The organism is Microcoleus sp. S28C3 (assembly GCF_036700785.1).
Taxonomy (GTDB): Bacteria; Cyanobacteriota; Cyanobacteriia; order Cyanobacteriales; family Microcoleaceae; genus Microcoleus; species Microcoleus asticus.
This window is the reverse complement of record NZ_JAUBPO010000032.1, coordinates 16,476-37,871: the sequence shown is the minus strand read 5'-3', so window position 1 is coordinate 37,871 and position 21,396 is coordinate 16,476. Positions and strand designations below refer to the sequence as shown.

Sequence of the window (21,396 nt, the reverse complement as noted above, 5' to 3'; positions counted from 1 at the left end):
CAAAACTAGAAAGAAGGAAAATGCTTTCTTCTCCGCCTCCGGCAACTCCGAAAGAGGCGCAATCTCAAAACTCTTCCCCTCCCCGTTATCGCTCTCGGACAACAATGCAGACAAAAATTTTGTTAATTTAATTAACACAACTTGCGCAAAAAAACCCCAGAGATGTCAAATCGCGCCCTTTTTAGAGAGTGCTGCAATCATCTGCCGTTTCACGGCTTTAGCCCAAAGCTCAAACTCCAAACTGTTGATATTGTTAATTTTCACTTCCTCAACAGGCTGAGGTTGGGCTTTTTTCTGTGCTGTAGTCTCCATTCTTTTTTCCTCGTCCAAAAATTGTTAATAGTCGATCGCAAACGATGAGCATCATATATCTATTTTATGAACAAATTCCTGCGATTAATTACACTAAAGGCAGAGAATTACACCATAAAATGCAGTAAATACATTGAAATAATGCAATTTCCGAATTTAATGTTAAAAAATCCTACAACCCTTGCTATATATAGGCTTTTCCTGACATTAAAATCTTACAATTTACATTCCCTGACACTATCAAAGCAATAGTTATGTTAGTAAACTTATTTTGCAATGGATGTATTGACATATACAGCAGATAATAATTTAAGTGAATTCACATAGTGCCGTAAAGCCGATCGCCCGCATCTCCGAGTCCCGGTACAATATAGCCGTGCTCGTCCAAACGCTCGTCAACAGCAGCCGTATAAATCTGCACGTCAGGGTGCTGTTCGTGAAAGTGCTTAAGTCCCTCCGGTGCCGCCAGCAAGCACAAAAATTTAATAGACTTCGGATTAACTTCTTTCAGCCTATCCACTGCCGCGACTGCTGAATTACCAGTAGCCAGCATCGGATCGACAATTAAAACATCTCGCTGTTCGATATCCTGTGGAACTTTGAAATAATATTCGATCGCCATCCGAGTTGTCGGATCGCGGTACAAACCAATATGTCCTACCCTCGCTGACGGAATCAGTTCTAAAATACTATCTAATAATCCCTGACCGGCGCGCATAATCGAAATAATGACCATGTTCTTTTCCGCAGCCAGCATCGGTGCATTCATTTTGGCGATCGGCGTTTCTATTTGTTCGTATTTTAGCGGCAAATCTCGCGTCACTTCATAAGCTAGCAGCATCCCAATCTCTTTCAGCAGTTGGCGAAATTTAGCCGTGCTCGTTTGAGTTTGCCGCATTAGAGTTAACTTGTGCTGTATCAAAGGATGGTCTATAACAGTAACTTTAGCACTCATTTTTTTGAACAATTAATTTGCTTTATTCTAACTGATCAGTCATCGAACCCTTCTTGACGCAAAAAAGACCGGTTTATAGCCGCCCCTGCGTCCAAAACTACTTATATCAAACTCGTATAGAAAACACGAATACCGAGGGAATAAAATTCGCTTCTACACTTATCTTTTTTCCGCGCAGCGCGACACTAAGTATGCGAGGTTTGAATATACACAAATATCTCATTCTCTCGTTTCCTCTCCTTGCGGCCCTCTTCCTGGGAACGCATATCCGGGTTCAAAAGCCTCCCGACTGGTTTCACTCGCTGTCTCGCGCTTCGTTCAAGCCTGTTAACACAGATCCGGAGTTTCGCACCGAAATCTTCCGGAACTTTTAGGAACAGATATGAATCTTAGAAAGTATCAGCAGAAAACCTATTTTTTCGATTAATTCACTAATCGAAAAAACCTGAAGAGGAACTGCACATGAGGTAATAAGCTTGGCTTGACTGGCTTTTCATCTTTCCACATCAAGGCGTCCATATCCAAGTTTAAAGAAGCTTATCTAAATTTAGCTTCAATTTTTTAGGGTGCTCCTAACACACAACTTAACTTATTAAGGAGAACATCCATGAAGTTTGTAAAACTATTGCTAGCTACGGCATTAATGACTGCTTCTATCAGCCCCGCCTTTGCTAATCCGGCAGTTCAAATTTTAGGTGCAAGCTACGGCGGTAGCGGTTGCCCAGATCGCTCCGCCAGCGTCAGCGTCAGCCCCGACGGTCAAGAATTGACCATCCTATTTGACAAGTTTGCAGCCCTGGGAAATGTCTCAACAGAAAGCCGGAAAAGCTGCAATCTGAGCATTCCCATCAAAGTACCCCAAGGCTACCAAATTTCTATCTACGATGCTGATTACCGCGGCTACGTTGCTCCTAAAACCACAGGCAACCTGCGAGCAGAATACTTTTTCGCTGGAGCCCGCGGCCCAGTTTTTAATCGGAATTTGAGCGGCGAAACTAACTACAATGTTCGAGATAGCTTAGCTACTGTAGCTAATGTTTGGTCTCGCTGCGGCGACAGTGTAAATATGCGAGTAAATGCTGCGATGACCGCCCGCGGTGCCGGCATGGCCACCGTTGACTCCTTCGATTTGGCTCATCGCGGTTTAGTTTATCACGTCAAATATCGCACTTGCCGCTAAGCAGCTTGTGGGGAGTGTAGTGTGAGGAATAGTTTTCAGGTTTGAATTTGGAATTTTGAGTTTTAAATTGGAAGAGTGGATAATTTTCCCTCTTCCTTCTTCCTTTTTCCCTCTTCCCTCTTCCTTCTTCCTGACATCCGTTATAGAATCCGTTGCCGAACTTCCCTCTTCCCTCTTCCTTCCTCCCTCTTCCTTCTTCCTTCTTCCTTCTTCCCTCTTCCTTCTTCCTTTTTCCCTCTAAAACACAGTGCCGTCACTTTCAATCTGAATTGGCGGCACTCCACCAGCCCTCAATTCGGCCGCAATTTTCCGCCCCGCCGCCCAAGTTCCTCCTTGCAAAATCTTCACCAGCGGCAACTGCTCCGCACTCAAATGCAGCTTTTCGCGAATGGCTGCGGCAATTTTATCTAAAAGATTAACAGTGAGCGATCGCCATTCTACTATAACTTCCGAACCCGGCAAGTAACTCTGCTCAAAAATAGCCGAATCTTTTGCCTGCAGCAGCCCGATATCCAAACACAAACCGCCGTTTCGGTACTCCGGCAATCCCGTTAACTTATCCAATCCAGTCACTTCTAAACCCATTTCTTGCAGCGGTTCCAACAGCGAATAAGTCAACCATTGCGATAGTTTGTGAAACGGCACGAATTCATCTCCCAGATTTTCTCCTGTTAAGGCTCGATGCTGCCAAACATCGCCTAAATTAACGCCACCAATTGCATATCTTCCCGGCCAAATTTCCCCAAAACCTGTCAAAACAACGCTCAATACTTCAGCAGCATTCACTGTTTTGGATTCTGAAACCCGACTGTCGAGCAAGTATTTTGCCAAATTGCCGGGACGCGGGTTTTCGCTGCCAAATAATAATGGATGCTGGCAAATTGCCTTTCCCAAACACTGCAATAATTCTAATCTGCCTGTTAAACCAACTAGCGGATTGTCTCGACTTACCTGAAATCCAGCAGCTAAGGTTTCTAGTTTTAATTGAGAAAGTCCGCGATAATCAGCTTGCCAAGGAAAATCGGGATTGCTGGAAAAAACACCTTGACAAAACATCCGCAAGCTGGCTATTGCTAACCCTTCAGAACGGCGGTAAACCTGTCCGGTTTCAGGTTCGCAATACTGCCATTCTGCACCAGCACCGGCATCAAGCAAAACGCTGATAATTGCTAAATCAAATTTGATCTTAGCTTGCTCTATGAGCGAAAATTCTGCTAAAGCTGCATCCAATTCTGCGAGTCGCGACAGGTTGCCGGCTTCAAAATGTCGCCAGCGACTGTGAAAGGGAATGTTAAAATCGGGATACTGTTCCCGCGTTGTCTCAATTACATAATTTGCTGCTTTGTCGAGTTGGGATAAATCGACGCGGAAGTAGCGAAGTTTGTCAAGGCGGGCTAAATCAAAAAGCCGATCACACTTTTGGCGAATAGCAGCCGGCGTTCTCAGATATTCTACAGTCTCAAGTTCAATATTGTGCAACTTCATGCAACCAAACACCGATAAACATCGTTTTCTTGAAAAAAGTCAAACTGACTGTAATCTAAAAGATTATCTAAAATCGCATTTTTATCGATTTTGATCAGCTTATATTCCCACTTCGACCCGCTGACTTCGCGTTTTATTTGATCGGAAACTATGACTGAATTTCTTTCTCTACCCGGAGTTACTATTTTACTTAAATCTTCCAGCCTGTCGGCTATGTTAATATCTTTTCCGTAAGTGCAAGACCTAAATATATATAAATTCCCCTTAGCAACTCCCACCGACAAGCCGCAAGGTATTTGATTGGCCTGAATAAAAAGTTTCCAATTCTCGCACAAACTTTCCATTGCCGCTAAGGCTGAGTGAGATTCTGGGAAAGTCAACAAATGCGAATCCCCAACAATACTCCGAATTGTACCGCCGTATTCTTCGCAAATTGTTTTTTCAAAAGTATCAAAGTTGGTGAGTAAATATTCAACGTCTTTGATAGAATTAGATTCTTGATAACCAATAAAACCTCTCAAATCTGCTTTAATTATTGCTTGATTTTTTATGATTCGCGTTTTGTAACTTTGGTCAACTTTGTAGACTTTTTCAGGTTCGCTCATCCCTTTCAAAGAAAACTCGTTGACAAAAGAGGTTTGCACTTCTGCTTTGTTGAGCGCCAGCCATGCTGCTTGGGACAAATATATTTCATCTGGCGGAGTTACTGATTCTATGCGCGCTGTTAAATTCACCGTATCGCCAAAGATATCTTTATCTTGATGCAAGACATCTCCTAATGTAATCGACACGCGGATAGCCAATCGTTCGTCGTTCGCCTTGCTAGATTGCTGCGCTCTCAATTCTTGCTGCATTTCTATGGCTGCTACAGCCGCTGCTGTGACGCTGGGAAAAATTATCCAAAATGAATCACCTTCCCCTTTTATCACGCTGCCTTCATTTCTGGTGCTAATATCTGAAACAAAATTTTTATGCTCGTTTAACAAACTACTTAAGTCCGACTGAGATAATTTTTTGACTCTGACGGTATATCCGCAAATATCTGTTTTTACGATCACAGTAGAACGCAAATTAGCCATAACCTACCCTGACTGATCAAAAACCAGCAATAAATTTTATTTAGCAAAGACGCAATTGTTCGCGCCCGATCGATCGCGTCTTTGCCCTCTCAATCTCCTAAATCGCGTCCGATCGCTTCTGCAAGAATTGTAGCATCTGGCACAGGGTCTGGCGTGTAGTAGCCGGCGGCTTTTTTGGCGACGATTTCGACTTGTGCGTCTGCGGGAATCCAATCTTCAGGAATGGGGATGCGATCGACCACCTGAATTCCAGAATTGATAATCGCATTGTATTTCATGTCGCTCATAGAAACTAAACTGTCAATGCGAGAGATCCCCAACCAGTGCAGCACGTCTGGCATTAGTTCTTGAAACCGCATATCTTGAACTCCCGCCACGCATTCAGTGCGCGTAAAATAGGCATCAGCGCGATCGCCGCCTTGCTGCCGTTTTCTGGCATTGTACACCAAAAACTTAGTCACTTCCCCCAAAGCTCTCCCTTCCTTGCGGAAGTAAACTATTACCCCTGAACCGCCGGATTGTGCCGTTTGGATACAAATTTCAATCCCGTGTACCAAATAAGGGCGGCAAGTGCAGATATCCGAACTGAAGACATCTGAACCGTTGCATTCATCGTGTACCCTTACCGCCAACTGCTTATCCGGGTCAGAAATATTCGCGACATCGCCAATAATATAAACCGTAGTTCCGCCAATTGGCGGCAAGAAAACGTGCAAGTCCGGCCGCGTCACTAAGTCCGAGAACATTCCGCCTGTTTGCTCGAACAAGACACGGCGAAGAACGCTTTCTTGGGCACCGATCCGCCTAGCAATTCCCGGCAAATACCATACCGGGTCGATCGCAATTTTAGTGACTGCTAAATTGCCGCCTGCTTTGACTATTTTGCCATCTATTTGCACCCGCCCCTTAGCAATAGCATCTTGCAACTCCGGCATATTAATGTGAGCTTGAGTGACAGCAATTGTCGGTCGAATATCGTATCCTTGCTGTAAAAATGAAGTATAAATTTCGCTGACCAAACCTCCAAATGGATCGAGAGAAACAATCAAATTGCGATCGCCCCAACTCGGGTGTGGCCCGATGTGTGCCGCCGGAGATGTGTTGGTAAAATCGGGGCGGTGATCTGCTTGGAGTGCGCCGGAAGCAACTGCTAGCGCTCGATAAACAGAGTAGGAACCCGAATGAGTGCCGATCGCATTTCGGTGAGACGATTTGCTGAGGCTACCAATAACAGGCCCCCGTTTCACGGGATCGATTTCTCCCCAGTAAATGGGATGAGGTTTTGTGCCGGATCTGTCGGGATGAGATGTTAAAACTATATGCTTCGGTTTTGACACAGTTTTTTTTGCTCTTGCTATGGATGCTGTTTGTTGTAAGCCGAATCGCAATCTGAAACAGTGATTCATCATACCAACACTACACACCTCCCTGATTGAAACAATCGCGCTACACACACAACCCTTTCTCGGCGTAGGTTTGAGGATAACAGGAGGTTTTCGTCGGATTATATATAAGTCCAGAGTTCAATCTTTTCCAGTATAGCCAACACCAAAGACAGCACAACTGCCAAACGCCAATGTTAAATTTTTGACAGATACGAAAAAAAAAGATTTGAGATTCTTAGCCGCAGATGTGCCGTCAATCTCAAATCTCAAATCTCAAATCTCAAGTCGAATATTTTTGCTCAAAACGCCTTAATCCAGACTTTGAGGGTGACAGAATTCCATTAAAATTGCCTCGCCTTCGTCGCGCGAGTCCAATTCCTGCGCGGCCCGCTTGAGATAGTTTTCCGACAGCAAGCGGCTGGAAATTTTGTGCGGTATAAACCACCGATGGCGCCACCGCAAACAAAGCGAAAAACCCACGGCTGCTGGGAAAGAATAAGTGGACTGTCGCCGAATTTCCAAACCAGCAACTTCTCCAGCTTTACTCAGAGTTTTGGGAGTGAATTGTATGATGTTGCGGGGGAAATAAGTGCTGTGCCACCGCCAGCCAAGCAGGCGCGCCGATTCGCAATCAGCGTTCGGTACAGCCACCCAAATATAACCGTTTGGTGCCAGCAACTGCCTCATGCAGTCGAGTGTTTGCGTGGGCGAAGGTGTTGCCATCAAAACATGAGAACAGGTGATAACATCAAACTTTTCGTCCGTACCATGTTGTGCGATATATTCTTCCAAAGTGCCTGTAAAAACATCGAGTCCGCTATCGCGGGCCGCCGCCGTAGCCGATACCCCAGGATCGACGCCTTTAACTTCAACTCCCAGCTTTTTGAAGACTTGCAGAAAAGAGCCTCCGCCGCATCCTACGTCCAATAACCGCTTGCCTACAGGGACAGGAATGTGCCGGTATTCGCCCCGCCGCTTTGCTTCTTTCACTACTCGTTCCTCATCCTCAACGCGAGTGTTGTAGCACAGATAATCTGGGGGATAATATGGAATCAATTCCTCCCATGTAGGTTGGGGATTGAGAAATCCTAGCCCGCAATCGTCACAGCCGAAAAGCGACCATTTCAGTGGTTCTTTAGGGGCATCGGAAGTGCCAGCTTTGTTGCGAAAATGGATATTTTGTGAATTGCAAACAGGGCAATTTGTCAGTTGTTGCATGGTTCAGTTTCACGATTTGTACAGTTGCTAAGGGCAGTGGAACGACCACAATTTATTACCATTAGCTGGGTTGGTAGAGTACACCCCTGCAAGCAGATCGAAAACTAGGTTTATTTGCCAATCAGTATTTGTAGATGCTGGGCTTGTTGGCGCTCGACCCCCGATCGATCGGCGCTGTACAATTTTATGTCTAAATGGTTAGACTGAGAAGGTAGCATTTGTTACCTAGAATGCAACCGACGCTCAACAGACAATGATGTTCGGTAGCATTTTTGCGGTAGCGCTAAATTCTTAGGAAAATACTAACTCACAAAATTAATGTTGCCAAGTACATCTAATTATTTGCTTAAAAATGGTCGCGTACCCGCGTCTCTTCTAGAGATGAAATCGAGCACCCAGTCAGCTTCTACTGTCGCAATAACGGGCAGTGAGAACAATTTTTGTTTGGTGGATATAGAAATTGCAGCGGGTACGATCGCTCAAATTATTCCATCAGGTACAGAGCATTTATTCCCAATTGCAGATATCCCAATTTTCGATTTGTGCAACGGCTTAGTTTGGCCTTGTTTTGTGGATATGCACACCCATTTAGACAAAGGCCACATTTGGGAACGATCGCCCAATCCCGATGGAACTTTTGCCAGCGCGATCGAAGCAGCGTGCGCTGATGCTCAAAACAACTGGAATGCAGACGATGTTTATCGGCGGATGGAGTTCGGACTAAAGTGCAGCTACGCCCACGGAACCAACGCTATCCGAACTCACATCGACAGCGCAGGGGAACAGGGAACCGTTAGTTTAGAAGTAGTTGAAGCGCTGCAAGCCGAATGGGGCGATCGGCTGATCTTGCAAGCAGTTTCCCTGGTTTCCCTCGACTATTTCCTGACACCAGCCGGCGAAAAATTAGCCGATCGCATTGCTGAAATTGGCGGCATTCTCGGCGGCGTCGCTTATATCAACCCCGACTTAGACAAACAACTCGATCGAGTTTTTGCCTTAGCCAAAGAACGAAATTTAAACCTCGACTTCCACACCGACGAAAACGACGAGCCAGAATCAACAACACTGCAACAAGTAGCAAAAACAGCCCTCCGCCATCAATTTTCCGGTCAAATCATCTGCGGGCACTGCTGTAGTTTAGCCGTACAACCGCCAGATTTAGTAACAGAAACCCTTGCTTTAGTCAAGGCAGCAAATATTGGCATTGTCAGCTTGCCGATGTGCAACCTTTACCTGCAAGACCGACAATCTCAGCGTACACCGCGCTGGCGGGGAGTGACACTGCTGCACGAACTCAAAGCAGCAGGAATTCGAGTTGCAGTTGCTAGCGACAATTGTCGCGATCCGTTTTACGGATTTGGCGATCACGACGTTTTAGAAGTCTTCAATATGGCAGTTCGGATCGCTCATTTAGATATGCCTTATGGAGACTGGCCCTGTGCAGTGACAAAGACTCCAGCAGATTTGATGGGATTGCCTAATTTAGGACGAATTGCAGTTGGTTTAGCCGCTGATTTGATTTTGTTTAAGGCGCGGAATTTCAGCGAATTGTTATCTAGAGTGCAGGGCGATAGCACTGTTTTGCGGCAGGGCATTAAAATTGATACAACTTTGCCCGATTACCGCGAACTCGATGATTTATTAGCAATTTAAATCCATTCCGGTTGGACTCAGACATGATAGAGGACACGGCAATGCCGTGTCCCTACCCCAAAATAATATTGTAGGGAAACGGCACTGCCGTCTCCTAATTTCCGGTAATATTAATTGCGATGCCAACGGATTTGATATTAGATAAAATACACTACACACACCATAGATTAATCAACCAACTTCCCTTCTCTTTTCTTCCTTCGCACCCTACCCTACCCTTCGGGAACGGCTTCGCCGAACACACCTTGAAGCGGTTCGTTTAAAAAATATCTTTCAACAAGCATTTAGCATTGCTGTCTTGTCAATTGGCAACAGAATTGATATAAATATAAAACAGATTCAATCAAGGATGTTTTAAGTGAAAGCAGTTATTTTATTGTCGGGAGGGCTGGATTCCTCAACTGTTTTGTATCAAGCCAAGGCCGACGGCTGCGAGTGTTACGCGATTTCCTTTGACTACAAGCAAAGACATCGGCGGGAGTTGGAATCAGCAAGGGCGATCGCACTTTCGGCGGGTGTTAAGGCACATCAGATCGTAAACTTTGACTTGACACTGTGGGGCGGTTCAGCTTTGACGGATGATGAGATGGAATTGCCGATCAATCGCACTCTGGGAGAAATGTCTCAAAACATCCCCAGTACCTACGTTCCAGCTAGAAATACAATCTTTCTCAGTTTTGCCCTCGCCTACGCAGAAACCCTAGAAGCCGATCGAATTTACATCGGCGTCAACGCTTTAGATTATTCCGGCTATCCCGACTGTCGCCTCGATTACATCCAAGCGATGCAGGAAGTATTTCGGTTAGGAACAAAGCAGGGAAGAGAAGGAAATGCTATTAATATTGTAACACCTTTGATCGAACTTAAAAAGACAGAAATTATTCAATTTGGCAACAAGTTGGGAGTGCCTTGGGAGCAAACTTGGTCTTGCTATGCAGGCGGCGAAACTGCGTGCGGCATTTGCGATTCTTGTCGGCTGCGGCTGGCGGCTTTTGAGGAATTGGGATTAAAAGATCCGGTGCCTTACGCTTAAAGATGACTTGCGCGCGACGGCCCAGAAGCCGGGTTTTTTTGCGATAATACATTACATATGGCAGAAGCGACAAAAAACCCGGTTTCTTATGAATGCAATCGATCGGCTCACTCCAGAACAAGAGGCTTTGATTCCGGTATATCGGGAGAAATGGAGAGCGATCGCACTTTCTACCGAACCAATCGATCGGCAAAAAGCCGCAGAAGCGGTAACAGCAGCCTACGCATTGTTAGGTAAAAAACCACCTCTCATCCTTTTTTCTGATAGTCCTTATGCGGCGCTTCACCCTAATTTTAGCCAAATGGAAAGTTTGTTTTGGAACGACCCGTGGGAGCAACCGAATGATATACTAGATTGGCAACTGTACAGCCAACTTACCAGCATATTAGGAAAGAATCAATGGAAAAATTACGTGAAAAGTCAATTTATTGGGACATTGAACCGTCAATTGGAAAATCCACAGATACCGGAATTAACAATGCAACTGATGCGTCAATTAGAAAGCCAACTAGCATATCAGCCGATTACCTACTTTCCATCAGAAACATTAGCTCATTACTTTCCATCAGAAAGATTAAGTTACTTGGGCAGTATGTTTAATTTTTCAATTTCTGTTTTAAATGGCCATTTCAATAAAAAAAATGGTCTATATACAGGCTAAGCTCATCTAATTTGGTATACATCGTACTTGACAATGAGTCCAATAAGTGAGATGACAACAATGCCACCCAATAAAATATTTAGGAATACCCTTTATGTCTCAGGGTTTTGAGATTAAATCTACCTCTGGCAAAAAAAGCTCTCCTCCTCAGCTACCGCTCCGGGAAGTAGCAGAGATTCAAGATATTCAACGCCCGTTTAGTCGCGCATTTTGCAGATATTAAAGACCCCAGAGTCGAGCGAACTAAGAAACATCAACTCACAGATATCCTAGTTATCTCTATTTTCGCCATCATCGCCGGAGCGCAAGGGTGGGAAGACATCGAGAATTATGGCCTTAGTCAAAAAAAGTGGTTAGAAGAGTTTTTGACATTACCTTATGGCATCCCTTCCGATGACACTTTTCGTCGAGTAGTTGAGTTCCTTGACCCACAAGCATTAAATCGATGCTTTGGACGATGGGTAGAAACTCTCGTCACTCGCGACAGCAGGAGAAATTATTCCCATTGATGGTAAGACAATTAGAGGTTCTTATGACCGCAATCAAGGCAAATCGGCACTTCATGTTATTACTGCTTGGTCTTCTGAACAACGTCTTGTTTTGGCGCAGATGAAAGTGGATGATAAATCGAATGAGATCACGGCTATTCCGGCATTATTAGAGTTGCTAGACATCACTGATTCGATCATTACTATTGATGCTATGGGGAATCAAACTGAAATTGCTCAAAAGATTATTGAAAAAAAAGGAAATTATGTCCTGACACTTAAAGCTAATCATCCGACTCTCCATCATCAGGTTAAAGAATGGTTTGAGAGAGCTTCTGCACAGCAATTTTCTGGGGGGATTGATGTCAGTTATGAGCAACGGATTGAGTCCGCTCATCATCGGCGAGAAATCCGTCAAGTTTGGTCGGTGCCAATTACGGTCATTGGTGAGCTTTACCAACCGCGATTATGGGCGGGACTAAAAAGTGTGGTCATGGTGGTTCGAGTGCGTCATCTTTGGAACAAAACTACTCGGGAAGTGCAATTCTATCTAACTTCTTTAGATAGTGATGCCTAACTTTTGGGTCGAGCCATCCGAAAACATTGGGGGATTGAAAATGAGGCTCATTGGACTTTAGATTGTACCTTTGCGGAAGATGCTTGCCGGATTCGCTCTTTCCACAGTCCCCGGAATTTTGCTGTCCTGCGACGTATTGCGCTGAATGCCCTCAACTGCGAACCTACTTACAAACGTAGTCTTCGACAAAAAATGAAACGGGCAGCTATGGATAATGATTATCTAATTCAAATTATCAGTTCTTGTTTTCTTGACAAGATATTAGATTTTTCTGCTTCCTTTTGTCAAGCATGATTGAGACGCTCTTACCCTGCCTACCTAAAGAAAGGACATAATATTAACCGAGTTGAAGCTTTTCTATACAAGAGCTTGAAATACAGCGCTTTATTTAAAGTACCTCTTAGGTAAGTGGTAGGCATCAAATTGAATTCATAAAATGATGGGAAATCTATACACTCTCAGCGCAGGACGATCGCATCGTTGGATTGGGTTCCTAGTGCGTATCCTATTCATTTTCATTGAAACGCTTTGTGTATGGCTGATGTGATCGTTAACGCATACATTATTATTGAGGATTGCGCTTTATGGACCCAAAACAACTGAGTGAGGAGCTGCGTAAAGGACAGAACCCTCACATGACCCGTCGGCGATGGATTATCGGCTTATCTATGCTTGGGGGTTCGATGGGACAAGCCGTTACACTCTACCAGACTGGGATCGTTAATCACCTACCCGATCCGCCGGGACAAAAGCTTTTCGATGCAGACCGCGTTGACACTTCTAATTACGCTTATACCAATCACTATGAAGCTGCATTTAATATAACGCTAAGGATATAGTTCCAACCAGGAAGACATCAGCCTCATTTAGTGTATCTTCATAGTGAATTGGTATTACAACAAATTCAACTCACCCGACGGGCCAATAATGGTGGCTAATTATGCCCTCACTGCTTGGCTGGCTGCTGCTGGCGGTTTAGACCGCGCTAGGCGCAACCCTTTGTTACCAATTGCAATGGGTATCAAGCTCGTGTTGGACGGGGTGACCAATGTCGAGTTAGCTCGTGAAGAGTGGAGCGAGAACAAGGCGTTTTGTGAATACTGCCAAGTTGCGACGGTTTGCTCGATCGCGTCGATCGTACTCGCTGTGCCGGAGGTTCTTACTGCTGTTGGCACCCTGCTGGGACGCCGTGACCAGGACACCGAAGCACAGGGCAACACACGGTAATCGATACAACGGGGAAAAGTACGGGTTTTCTACAGCGGTGTTGGGCTTACAACAAATGTTAAGCCCGATCGAGAATGATTGCACATATTTTATGCAATTATTTTTGTTAAATGTTCCCTCTAGAATTAGTGGTAGAACGAGTCATGTCTAAGGATAGAACACCCACTAGAAACTGAATGATAGCCTTGTAGAGTAAAGTCAAAAACAGGTGCAAATTATGGCATCAGATACTCCTCCAGACACTCGGCAAGATGATGCAAAATACGACCCTCAAGATAATCCTGGAACCCAAACAAGTATACCGACCACAGAAGAGGGTGACACTCCAGTTGATGAGACATATCGCATGACAGGTCAACAATCCGGTACTGAGGTTAGTCCCGGTAGTGAACCGGAAGCTCCAGGAGCTGCCCCCAAAGTTGTTGGTAGTCCAAATCAAGGAACTGACTCGCGTTAAAAAGATTCTTGAAAATCGCGCAAGTTGGTGAGGGAGATGAACGGTAGCTCAGCAGATAACGCGGTCGAGACACTGCCTTATTTGCCACTAATGCCGAGCAAAAATCGGCTGTCAAACAGATAACAACAAAGATCGATCAGATTATTTAACCGAGGATAACTAAACATGGTTACAACGTTAGAGGATACAAAACGGGTTGCGATTGGCGAAAGATTGGCAGACTTGAAAGCCTTTCAAAATTTAATTATCTCGAACGATCGAAAGCTAATAGATGCCTGCCCTGATGAAGATGTTCGCAAGCGTCTCCAGAATATGCTTGAGGATGACCAGAAAAACCTGGGCATTATAGAGACAGTGATGGTTCAATACGGCATTCAAGCTGAACCTAGTGCTGCGACCAAGATATTTATTTCGCAGTTTGAGAAGATGATGTCAGGCGATGAGTTTACGTATTATCAGAAACTCATGCACCACGAACTCATGAAGCATGGTCAAGCCATGAGTGGAATCATTATTCACAAAGCCGCTCAGAAGGTTGGAGCTGATATTGAAGTGGCAATTGGGCCTTTGAATACCGTCAATTTTGAGGGTCGCGCTCACCAAGAACAACTCAAAGGAATGCTCGAACTCGTGGGTGTCCGCGAAATGACTGGTAAAGACGCTGACCAGGGACTCTGGGCACGGGTGCAAGATGGAGTTGCTGCATTGTCGGGTGTAGTTGGCAGCATAGCCACCCAAAACACTGACAAACAAGATATGAACATCCAGACCCTCATCCGGCTGGATCATAACAAGGTGAATACCATCTTCACCGAAATCGGAGCTACTAAAGACCCTCAAAAGCTTCAAGAGTATTTCGGGCAAATCTATAAAGATTTGTTGGTACACGCTCAAGCTGAAGAAGAAGTCGTCTATCCGAAAGTTCGATCGTTCTACGGCGATGACAACACTCAAGAGCTGTACGATGAGCAAGCGCAAATGAAGCAGATGCTCGATGAAATTAAGGCTATTGACCCCACTAATGCCGACGAGTTTAGATCGAAAATTAAAGACCTGATGGATGTGGTTGGCGACCACATTCGCCAAGAAGAATTCACCATGTTCTCGGCGATTGACGACAATTGCAGCGACGAGCAAAAAGAGCAAATGGCAACCGAATTCAAAGCTGCCAAGAGCAAGATTCAGCAACAAATGGCAGCCTAATTGCAAAAACAGCTAAGCCTCTCATTACAAGATAAAGCATTGCCCGGTAAGTGGCTGCATGGCTTTTATTGAGAGGGGAGCTGATTGTGCAATAAGAAAATAGCTTTTTAGCTCCCACACTTTAGCAGGTCGCGATCGCCATAAGAGCCGCTTCTAAACAGAAGTTCTCCTTTGAGGGCAACTTCTGTTTAGAATAAAAAACTGTGGCTAACAACTTAAAGCGGGACAAGAAGAGGTAGATAGGTAGTGCTAATTTGAGCCGTAAATTTTTACCCCACCCCAGCCCTCCCCTTGGTAAGGGGAGGGAGTAAGAAATTCACAAATGATTTAGGATTGCTATATTAGGCACAGAATTAGCTCAAATATCACAACCTCTTAGTCAGACAAGAGGAGAAAGTTAGGGTTTTAGTATAGTAATCCTAAATGAGTGGTAAATTTTTTACCCCACCCCAAACATCCCCTTACTAAGGGGAGGGAGTAAGAAATTCATAAATGATTTAGGATTGCTAAATCAGTTTCAGGTAATAAGGTAGACTGCGCTTCACAATACATCAGCATTTGAGTTTTAACCATGAATTTCTATATAAATAATCAAAATCTTCTGATTCTTTTTGCAGTTGGCGTGGGCGCTTTGCTCGTCGTGCTTTGGGTGGTGCGATCGTGGCGGGAACGTCAATACGATCTCACAGGCAAGACGGTGCTGCTTACGGGTGGTTCTCGCGGACTTGGTTTGGTTATGGCACGCCAGTTGGTGCAGCAAGGAGCGCGTTTGGCAATTTGTGCCCGCGATCGCGCAGAGCTCGAAAGGGCGCGTGTCGAGCTGGACCAGTACAGTGAAGAGGTGCTGGCTGTTTCCTGTGATGTGACCGATCGCTCCCAGGTTGACCAGATGGTGCAGCAAGTGCGCGATCGCTTCGGTCAGATCGACATCCTCATTAACAACGCAGGCACCGACCTTGTGGGGCCAATGGACGTATTGACGATGGAGGACTACGACGATTTGATGAAGCTGCATTTCTGGGCACCGCTATACACTACTTATGCGGTTTTCCCGGAAATGCGTCAACGACAGGCTGGACGCATCGTTAATATCTCTTCGATCGGCGGCAAGGTAGTTTCCCCGCATATGTTGGCCTATTGCGCCAGCAAATTTGCTTTAACGGGTTTGTCGGAAGGGATGCGGACAGAACTGGCAAAGGACGGGATTGCTGTCACAACGGTATGTCCCGGTTTCATCCGCACAGGCGTGATAGACCACGCTATGTTCAAAGGTCAGCACCGCAAGGAGTTTACCTGGTTCAGCATTGCTGATTCCTTGCCCTGGATCTCGACGAGTGCCGAAAAAGTGGCTCGTGAGACCATTGCTGGATTTCGACGGGGTGATGCAGAGGTAATTGTGCCACTTTGGACTTGGTTTAGTGCCAGACTCTATGCTCTTTTTCCAGGGCTTTCTGCCACTGCGATCGGTTGGTTAAATCGGTTGTTACCTGGAACAGGTGGCATAGGTACCGAACGCGCTTTTGGAAAAGACAGCCACTCATCTTTATCGCCTTCGCTGTTAACCTTTTTGAGTGACAAAGCCGCACGGCAAAACAATGAGATGGGCAGCCAAGAGCAACCGGATGGCGATCGAATCGCTGAGCGATCGAGCTACCGATCGTCTGTGTCCGACGGTGAGGATGGGTGAGGCGAAAGTGCGCGGTTGTCTTTCACAAGACGCTAGGCGATCGGCGCGATCGTCCCCATGCTATTAATACAAAAGCAATTGTTTGACAGATTTACTGAGGAATTAGAAATGAGTGACAGAATAATTCGCAATCCGGTCTTGGTAATTCGTAATTATTTGCGTCACCAGCCTCTCCCGTTAGGGAAAAAGAAAAAGAAGAAATTTATCGTTAAGCCCGTTATTTAGTGCCACAAAGGAAGTTAGGCTACAGCAGATAAGTCCGATAACGGCTGCCAAAAAGTCCAAATTAGTTGTTTTCTATTCCTCAAGAATTGGTCTTAACACAACAATAATATAAGTCTAGTGATAGAGGAGCAAATTAGTGCTTTTAAATACCATAAAAATGCTTGAAAAAAGACTGTTCAAACTCTTGTAATTGCAAAAAAAGTCGAGGAAAAAACTATGGCATTAATTCGTTGGGAACCTTTCCGAGAAATGGAAATGCTGCAACGGGACATGAACCGCCTGTTTGACCGAATGATGTCGGCTCCTGGTAATGAGGGGCAGTCTGACATTCTCCCCGGTGGATCTTCTTTTATGCCGGCTGCGGAAATGCACGAAACGCCTGATGACATCAAACTCAAAATGGAAGTTCCTGGCATAGAAGCCAAAGACCTTGATATTAAAGTTACTGCGGAAGCAGTGGCTATCACTGGGGAGCGCAAATCTGAAACCAAGAGCGACGGCAAAGGCATGAATCGTACCGAATTCCGGTACGGCCGATTTCAACGGATCGTTCCGTTGCCAGCGAGAATTCAAAACGACAAGGTACAAGCTGAATTTAATAACGGCGTTCTCTGCCTCACCATGCCTAAAGCTGAGGAAGAAAAAAACAAGGTTGTCAGAATTAACTTGGGAGGACAAAACCAGCCAGAACAAATTCAGCAAGGACAACCTCAGGGCGACGGGCAAGTTGCACGCCAACCTCAGACTGAAGCCCAAGCAGTTTAAACATTGGTTGAGCTTCCCCAAGGCTTTGATTAATTAGCCGTTTATATTCCTCCTGGAACCGTTTTAAGAAACACTGAAAGGCAAGAATAAGCAGCAGGATTGACAGGAAAATCGGCATCCAAAATTTTCCCCTGTCAGTCCTGTTTATTCTTTGCCAACCCAAATTCATAACAACTGAATTTCAAGAGTGGAGCATCATGGCAAAAGTAGTTGGAATTGATTTAGGAACAACGAACTCCTGCGTTGCTGTAATGGAGGGAGGGCAACCCCTTGTGATTGCAAACGCAGAAGGACAGCGTACTACTCCATCCGTTGTAGCTTATACCAAAGGAGGCGATCGCTTGGTTGGTCAGATTGCCAGACGCCAAGCGGTGATGAACCCAGAAAATACCTTTTATTCCGTCAAACGCTTCATCGGGCGCAAATACGAGGAAGTTACTCAAGAACTCACAGAAGTTACCTATAAAGTCCTGCGTGAGAGTAACGGTAACCTCAAACTCGACTGTCCCGCTGCCGGAAAACAGTTTGCCCCCGAAGAAATCTCCGCTCAAGTTCTGCGTAAACTCGCGGACGATGCCAGCAAATACCTTGGTGAAAAAGTCACCCAAGCTGTCGTCACCGTTCCCGCCTACTTCAACGACTCGCAGCGACAAGCCACCAAAGATGCAGGCAGAATTGCTGGTTTAGAAATCCTCCGCATCATCAACGAACCGACGGCTGCTGCCCTCGCCTACGGTTTAGACAAAAAGAGCAATGAAACCATTCTCGTCTTTGACCTCGGCGGTGGCACCTTCGACGTTTCCATTCTGGAAGTGGGCGATGGTGTTTTTGAAGTTAAAGCCACCAGCGGTGACACCCACCTCGGCGGTGACGACTTCGACAAAAAGATAGTGGATTGGATTGCTAACGAATTCCAACGCAATGAAGGCATCGACCTCCGCAAAGATAAGCAAGCACTGCAACGACTGACCGAAGCCGCTGAGAAAGCCAAAATCGAACTTTCCAGCGCCACCCAAACTACTATCAATCTTCCTTTCATCACCGCTACTCAAGAAGGATCTAAGCACCTCGAAATGACCCTGACGAGGGCTAAGTTTGAGGAAATGTGTTCGGATTTGTTAGACCGTTGTCGCATTCCCGTTGAACAAGCCCTCAAGGATGTCAAACTGAGCAACGCGGATATTGATGAAGTCGTTCTGGTGGGAGGTTCCACCCGAATTCCCGCTGTGCAACAACTGGTGCGGCGCATCACTGGCAAAGACCCAAATCAAGGCGTTAATCCTGATGAAGTTGTTGCCGTCGGTGCTGGCATTCAAGCAGGTGTGCTCGCAGGCGAAGTCAAAGATGTGCTGCTGTTGGATGTTACGCCGCTATCTCTGGGTGTGGAGACTCTCGGCGGCGTGATGACAAAAATTATCCCTCGCAACACCACCATCCCCGTTAAGAAATCCGAAACCTTCTCCACCGCTGCTGATGGACAAAGCAACGTGGAAATCCACGTTCTGCAAGGCGAACGGGAAATGTCATCTGACAACAAGAGCTTGGGTACTTTTCGTTTGGACGGTATTCCCCCAGCACCCAGAGGTGTGCCGCAAGTCGAAGTTACGTTCGATATTGATGCCAACGGCATTCTCTCTGTCACTGCTAAAGATAAAGCCACAGGTAAAGAGCAGTCGATTTCGATTACGGGTGCCTCTACTCTCAACAAAGGCGATGTTGAGAAAATGGTAAGGGATGCTGAAGCCCATGCTGAAGAAGATAAGAGACGCCGCGAACAAATCGACACCAAAAATATAGCGGACTCGCTAGTCTATCAAGCCCAGAAACAATTGAAAGACTTGGACGGCAAAGTTTCTGATGCTGATAAGAGTCGCGCTGAAGGATTAATCAAAGACCTGCAGGAAGCGATTAACCAAGAAAATAGCGATCGCATCAAGTCCCTGACTAATGAATTACAACAAGCTCTCATGCAGATAGGTAGTGCCGTCTACGCCCAAGCGGGTGCTGGTACAACAGGAGCAACAGGTGGTCAGGCTGGCTCTAGTGGTGGCGGCAATGAAGATGTGATTGATGCGGACTTTGTTTAACAGTCACTAGCAAAAAAACTAATAACTAATGACCGAGGACTAATTTCATATCTTGCACCAAGCCTTTTTACCCCTCCCCTTAGTAAGGGGAGGGAGCTAAATTCTCCCAAGCATAAAACTTCTTCCTTATGTTCCCCCAAGAATAAAAGCTCTTCCTTATATTCTTCCAAGAATAAGAGGGTCTAGGGGGGTCTAGGGAGTGACGGGGGTGATGGAAAATGTGACTGATAAAACTTATGAAAATCACTCTTCCCTGACACAGCCACGCCTATTTTTGAAAAGCCATGCCAACTGCAACCGACTTCAAGGATTATTATGAAATTCTAGGGGTAAGCAAGAGTGCAACTCCAGAGGAGATTAAAAAGGCTTACCGGAAACTAGCCAGGAAATATCACCCTGACCTGAATCCTGGAGATAAAAAAGCCGAGGCAAAATTCAAAGATCTCAATGAAGCAAATGAGGTGCTTTCCGATCCCCAGAAACGCCAAAAGTATGACCAATTTGGTCAGCACTGGAGGCAGGCAGAGGCAGGCCCAGCACCTTCCCCCAGAGGCGCTGGGGTTGGGGTGGAGGGATTTGATTTCGACCAGTACAGCAATTTTGATGATTTCATCAATGACCTGCTGGGTCGCGTTGGAGATGGAGGTCGAACTGGGCGCAGAGTCTATACCTATGGCACGGGTACAGCCGACGCCACTGGATTTGATGAGTATGAGGATATTTTTGGCGGCGGTTCTCGCACCTCTGCGCCTGCTCCCGATACCGAAGCGGCGATCGCCCTCACTTTTTCTGAAGCCTTTCATGGAGTACAGAAGCGGCTGCAACTAGACGATGAAACGATTAACGTGCGAATTCCAGCAGGGGCCAAACCCGGAAGCCGCATCCGCATTAAAGGCAAAGGTCGTGCTAGTCCCTTCTCGCAATCTAGGGGAGATTTATACCTGACTATCGAGCTACTGCCCCATTCATTTTTCCGGTTTGAAGGTGATGATATTGTCAGTGAAATTCCGATTAGGCCTGATGAAGCTGTATTGGGTTCTCAAATAAAAGTACCAACGCCTGACGGCAGTGTCACAATGAGCATTCCTGCTGGTGTTCGTTCTGGGCAATCTTTGCGGTTGCGGGGCAAAGGATGGCCAAAACCCAAGGATGGACGCAGCGATCAAATTGTCAAGTTACAGATTGTATCTCCTAAGGATATAAGCCAGATTGAGCGTGACTGCTATGAAAAAATTCGTGCCAACAGCAGTTTTAATCCGCGTGCCAATTTAGACGAGGTAAGGCTATGAACGAGGTTAGTCTTTCACGGGTTGTTGTTTCACAAGAGGGCGATCGCCTTTATTCATTTGAGTATGCAGCTAGAGTGACAGAAACCTCTGTCACTTTAGTGGAACGCTTTGTTGAAATGGGATTAATTGAACCGAGGGGTTCGATGCTGCGATCGCGCGACATCGGTCGCATCAGCCAAATTCAGCGCTTGCGTCGGGATTTGGGGCTGAATTTAGTGGGAGCCGCAATTGTTTTAGACATGGCTCAGGAAATTGCACAGTTGAAGGCACAGTTAGAGGCACACCAGTCACAGCATTTATAAGAAAGCTCCAGAGGGAGGAGGTAACGATGAAATCTACTCTAAATTTAAATAGACAACTTCCCTGGTCTTGGTTAGCAGGACTTAAACAAATTTCAAGCCCAAACAAAACCTAAACTAGCTTTACAAGC

General features: G+C 45.7%; 19 protein-coding genes and 1 pseudogene. 14 read left to right on the top strand and 6 right to left on the bottom strand.

Features of this window, described 5'->3' with window-relative positions; all coding sequences use genetic code 11:
- Positions 1–165: 165 nt before the first annotated feature.
- Positions 166–312, bottom strand: coding sequence for a hypothetical protein (locus QUA13_RS12085; protein WP_172192973.1), 147 nt, complete (start codon positions 310–312; stop codon positions 166–168).
- A 319-nt stretch (positions 313–631) separates the two neighbouring features.
- Positions 632–1,267 carry a uracil phosphoribosyltransferase gene (upp, locus tag QUA13_RS12080; RefSeq protein WP_333187598.1) on the bottom strand — a complete coding sequence of 212 codons (636 nt, stop codon included), beginning with the start codon at positions 1,265–1,267 and terminating at the stop codon, positions 632–634.
- Between the two features lie 607 nt (positions 1,268–1,874).
- Between upp and QUA13_RS12075 the strand changes: the two genes are divergently transcribed.
- A complete protein-coding gene (locus QUA13_RS12075) occupies positions 1,875–2,447 on the top strand; it encodes a DUF4360 domain-containing protein (protein ID WP_333198668.1) in 573 nt (190 codons plus the stop codon).
- A 237-nt stretch (positions 2,448–2,684) separates the two neighbouring features.
- Here QUA13_RS12075 and QUA13_RS12070 read toward each other — a convergent pair whose 3' ends face one another.
- The 4 genes from QUA13_RS12070 to QUA13_RS12055 all read right to left on the bottom strand — a co-directional run bounded on the left by QUA13_RS12070 (position 2,685) and on the right by QUA13_RS12055 (position 7,614).
- A complete protein-coding gene (locus QUA13_RS12070; RefSeq protein WP_333198666.1) occupies positions 2,685–3,932 on the bottom strand; it encodes a URC4/urg3 family protein in 1,248 nt (415 codons plus the stop codon).
- Complete coding sequence (locus QUA13_RS12065; protein ID WP_172192872.1) at positions 3,929–5,011, bottom strand: adenylate/guanylate cyclase domain-containing protein; 1,083 nt, start codon at positions 5,009–5,011, stop codon at positions 3,929–3,931. Before QUA13_RS12065 ends, QUA13_RS12070 begins: the two co-directional genes overlap by 4 nt.
- An 89-nt stretch (positions 5,012–5,100) precedes the next feature.
- Complete coding sequence (locus QUA13_RS12060) at positions 5,101–6,348, bottom strand: GTP cyclohydrolase II (protein WP_333198665.1); 1,248 nt, start codon at positions 6,346–6,348, stop codon at positions 5,101–5,103.
- A 357-nt stretch (positions 6,349–6,705) separates the two neighbouring features.
- On the bottom strand, positions 6,706–7,614 hold the full coding sequence (locus QUA13_RS12055) for a class I SAM-dependent methyltransferase (protein ID WP_333198664.1): 909 nt from the start codon (positions 7,612–7,614) through the stop codon (positions 6,706–6,708).
- 318 nt (positions 7,615–7,932) lie between these two features.
- Here QUA13_RS12055 and QUA13_RS12050 point away from each other — a divergent pair, with 318 nt between their 5' ends.
- From QUA13_RS12050 to QUA13_RS11990, 13 genes and pseudogenes are all read left to right on the top strand, one after another.
- The gene (locus tag QUA13_RS12050; RefSeq protein WP_333198662.1) at positions 7,933–9,267 is read left to right on the top strand and encodes a cytosine deaminase; all 1,335 of its coding nucleotides are present in this window, start codon (positions 7,933–7,935) and stop codon (positions 9,265–9,267) included.
- Between the two features lie 358 nt (positions 9,268–9,625).
- A complete protein-coding gene (queC, locus tag QUA13_RS12045) occupies positions 9,626–10,300 on the top strand; it encodes a 7-cyano-7-deazaguanine synthase QueC (protein ID WP_333198660.1) in 675 nt (224 codons plus the stop codon).
- 88 nt (positions 10,301–10,388) lie between these two features.
- Entirely contained in the window at positions 10,389–10,961 is a 573-nt protein-coding gene (locus tag QUA13_RS12040; RefSeq protein WP_333198658.1) for a hypothetical protein, read from the top strand.
- 94 nt (positions 10,962–11,055) lie between these two features.
- A pseudogene (locus QUA13_RS12035) lies at positions 11,056–12,320 on the top strand (ISAs1 family transposase).
- Positions 12,321–12,661: 341 nt separating this feature from the next.
- Positions 12,662–12,865, top strand: coding sequence for a hypothetical protein (locus tag QUA13_RS12030; protein ID WP_333198656.1), 204 nt, complete (start codon positions 12,662–12,664; stop codon positions 12,863–12,865).
- 43 nt (positions 12,866–12,908) lie between these two features.
- Complete coding sequence (locus tag QUA13_RS12025; protein ID WP_333198654.1) at positions 12,909–13,253, top strand: vitamin K epoxide reductase family protein; 345 nt, start codon at positions 12,909–12,911, stop codon at positions 13,251–13,253.
- 217 nt (positions 13,254–13,470) lie between these two features.
- Positions 13,471–13,710 (top strand): hypothetical protein, encoded by a 240-nt coding sequence (locus tag QUA13_RS12020; RefSeq protein WP_333198652.1) that lies wholly within the window; start codon positions 13,471–13,473, stop codon positions 13,708–13,710.
- Positions 13,711–13,875: 165 nt separating this feature from the next.
- Entirely contained in the window at positions 13,876–14,913 is a 1,038-nt protein-coding gene (locus QUA13_RS12015) for a hemerythrin domain-containing protein (protein ID WP_333198650.1), read from the top strand.
- A gap of 571 nt (positions 14,914–15,484) precedes the next feature.
- Positions 15,485–16,600: an SDR family NAD(P)-dependent oxidoreductase gene (locus tag QUA13_RS12010; protein WP_333198648.1), complete on the top strand. Its 1,116-nt coding sequence runs from the start codon at positions 15,485–15,487 to the stop codon at positions 16,598–16,600.
- Between the two features lie 441 nt (positions 16,601–17,041).
- A complete protein-coding gene (locus QUA13_RS12005; RefSeq protein ID WP_333198646.1) occupies positions 17,042–17,590 on the top strand; it encodes an Hsp20/alpha crystallin family protein in 549 nt (182 codons plus the stop codon).
- Positions 17,591–17,787: 197 nt separating this feature from the next.
- Positions 17,788–19,677 (top strand): molecular chaperone DnaK, encoded by a 1,890-nt coding sequence (dnaK, locus tag QUA13_RS12000; protein WP_333198644.1) that lies wholly within the window; start codon positions 17,788–17,790, stop codon positions 19,675–19,677.
- A gap of 284 nt (positions 19,678–19,961) precedes the next feature.
- The gene (locus QUA13_RS11995) at positions 19,962–20,966 is read left to right on the top strand and encodes a DnaJ C-terminal domain-containing protein (protein ID WP_333198642.1); all 1,005 of its coding nucleotides are present in this window, start codon (positions 19,962–19,964) and stop codon (positions 20,964–20,966) included.
- Positions 20,963–21,268 carry a chaperone modulator CbpM gene (locus QUA13_RS11990; protein WP_333198640.1) on the top strand — a complete coding sequence of 102 codons (306 nt, stop codon included), beginning with the start codon at positions 20,963–20,965 and terminating at the stop codon, positions 21,266–21,268. The genes QUA13_RS11995 and QUA13_RS11990 overlap by 4 nt, the downstream gene beginning before the upstream one ends.
- Positions 21,269–21,396 lie beyond the last annotated feature (128 nt).

Excerpts from the sequence above, each read along its gene's own strand:
- QUA13_RS12085 (WP_172192973.1), bottom strand. The coding sequence starts at position 312 with ATGGAGACTACAGCACAGAAAAAAGCCCAACCTCAGCCTGTTGAGGAA.
- upp (WP_333187598.1), bottom strand. The coding sequence starts at position 1,267 with ATGAGTGCTAAAGTTACTGTTATAGACCATCCTTTGATACAGCACAAG.
- QUA13_RS12075 (WP_333198668.1), top strand. The coding sequence starts at position 1,875 with ATGAAGTTTGTAAAACTATTGCTAGCTACGGCATTAATGACTGCTTCT.
- QUA13_RS12070 (WP_333198666.1), bottom strand. The coding sequence starts at position 3,932 with ATGAAGTTGCACAATATTGAACTTGAGACTGTAGAATATCTGAGAACG.
- QUA13_RS12065 (WP_172192872.1), bottom strand. The coding sequence starts at position 5,011 with ATGGCTAATTTGCGTTCTACTGTGATCGTAAAAACAGATATTTGCGGA.
- QUA13_RS12055 (WP_333198664.1), bottom strand. The coding sequence starts at position 7,614 with ATGCAACAACTGACAAATTGCCCTGTTTGCAATTCACAAAATATCCAT.
- QUA13_RS12050 (WP_333198662.1), top strand. The coding sequence starts at position 7,933 with ATGTTGCCAAGTACATCTAATTATTTGCTTAAAAATGGTCGCGTACCC.
- QUA13_RS12040 (WP_333198658.1), top strand. The coding sequence starts at position 10,389 with ATGAATGCAATCGATCGGCTCACTCCAGAACAAGAGGCTTTGATTCCG.
- QUA13_RS12030 (WP_333198656.1), top strand. The coding sequence starts at position 12,662 with ATGACCCGTCGGCGATGGATTATCGGCTTATCTATGCTTGGGGGTTCG.
- QUA13_RS12020 (WP_333198652.1), top strand. The coding sequence starts at position 13,471 with ATGGCATCAGATACTCCTCCAGACACTCGGCAAGATGATGCAAAATAC.
- QUA13_RS12015 (WP_333198650.1), top strand. The coding sequence starts at position 13,876 with ATGGTTACAACGTTAGAGGATACAAAACGGGTTGCGATTGGCGAAAGA.
- QUA13_RS12010 (WP_333198648.1), top strand. The coding sequence starts at position 15,485 with ATGAATTTCTATATAAATAATCAAAATCTTCTGATTCTTTTTGCAGTT.
- QUA13_RS12005 (WP_333198646.1), top strand. The coding sequence starts at position 17,042 with ATGGCATTAATTCGTTGGGAACCTTTCCGAGAAATGGAAATGCTGCAA.
- dnaK (WP_333198644.1), top strand. The coding sequence starts at position 17,788 with ATGGCAAAAGTAGTTGGAATTGATTTAGGAACAACGAACTCCTGCGTT.
- QUA13_RS11995 (WP_333198642.1), top strand. The coding sequence starts at position 19,962 with ATGCCAACTGCAACCGACTTCAAGGATTATTATGAAATTCTAGGGGTA.
- QUA13_RS11990 (WP_333198640.1), top strand. The coding sequence starts at position 20,963 with ATGAACGAGGTTAGTCTTTCACGGGTTGTTGTTTCACAAGAGGGCGAT.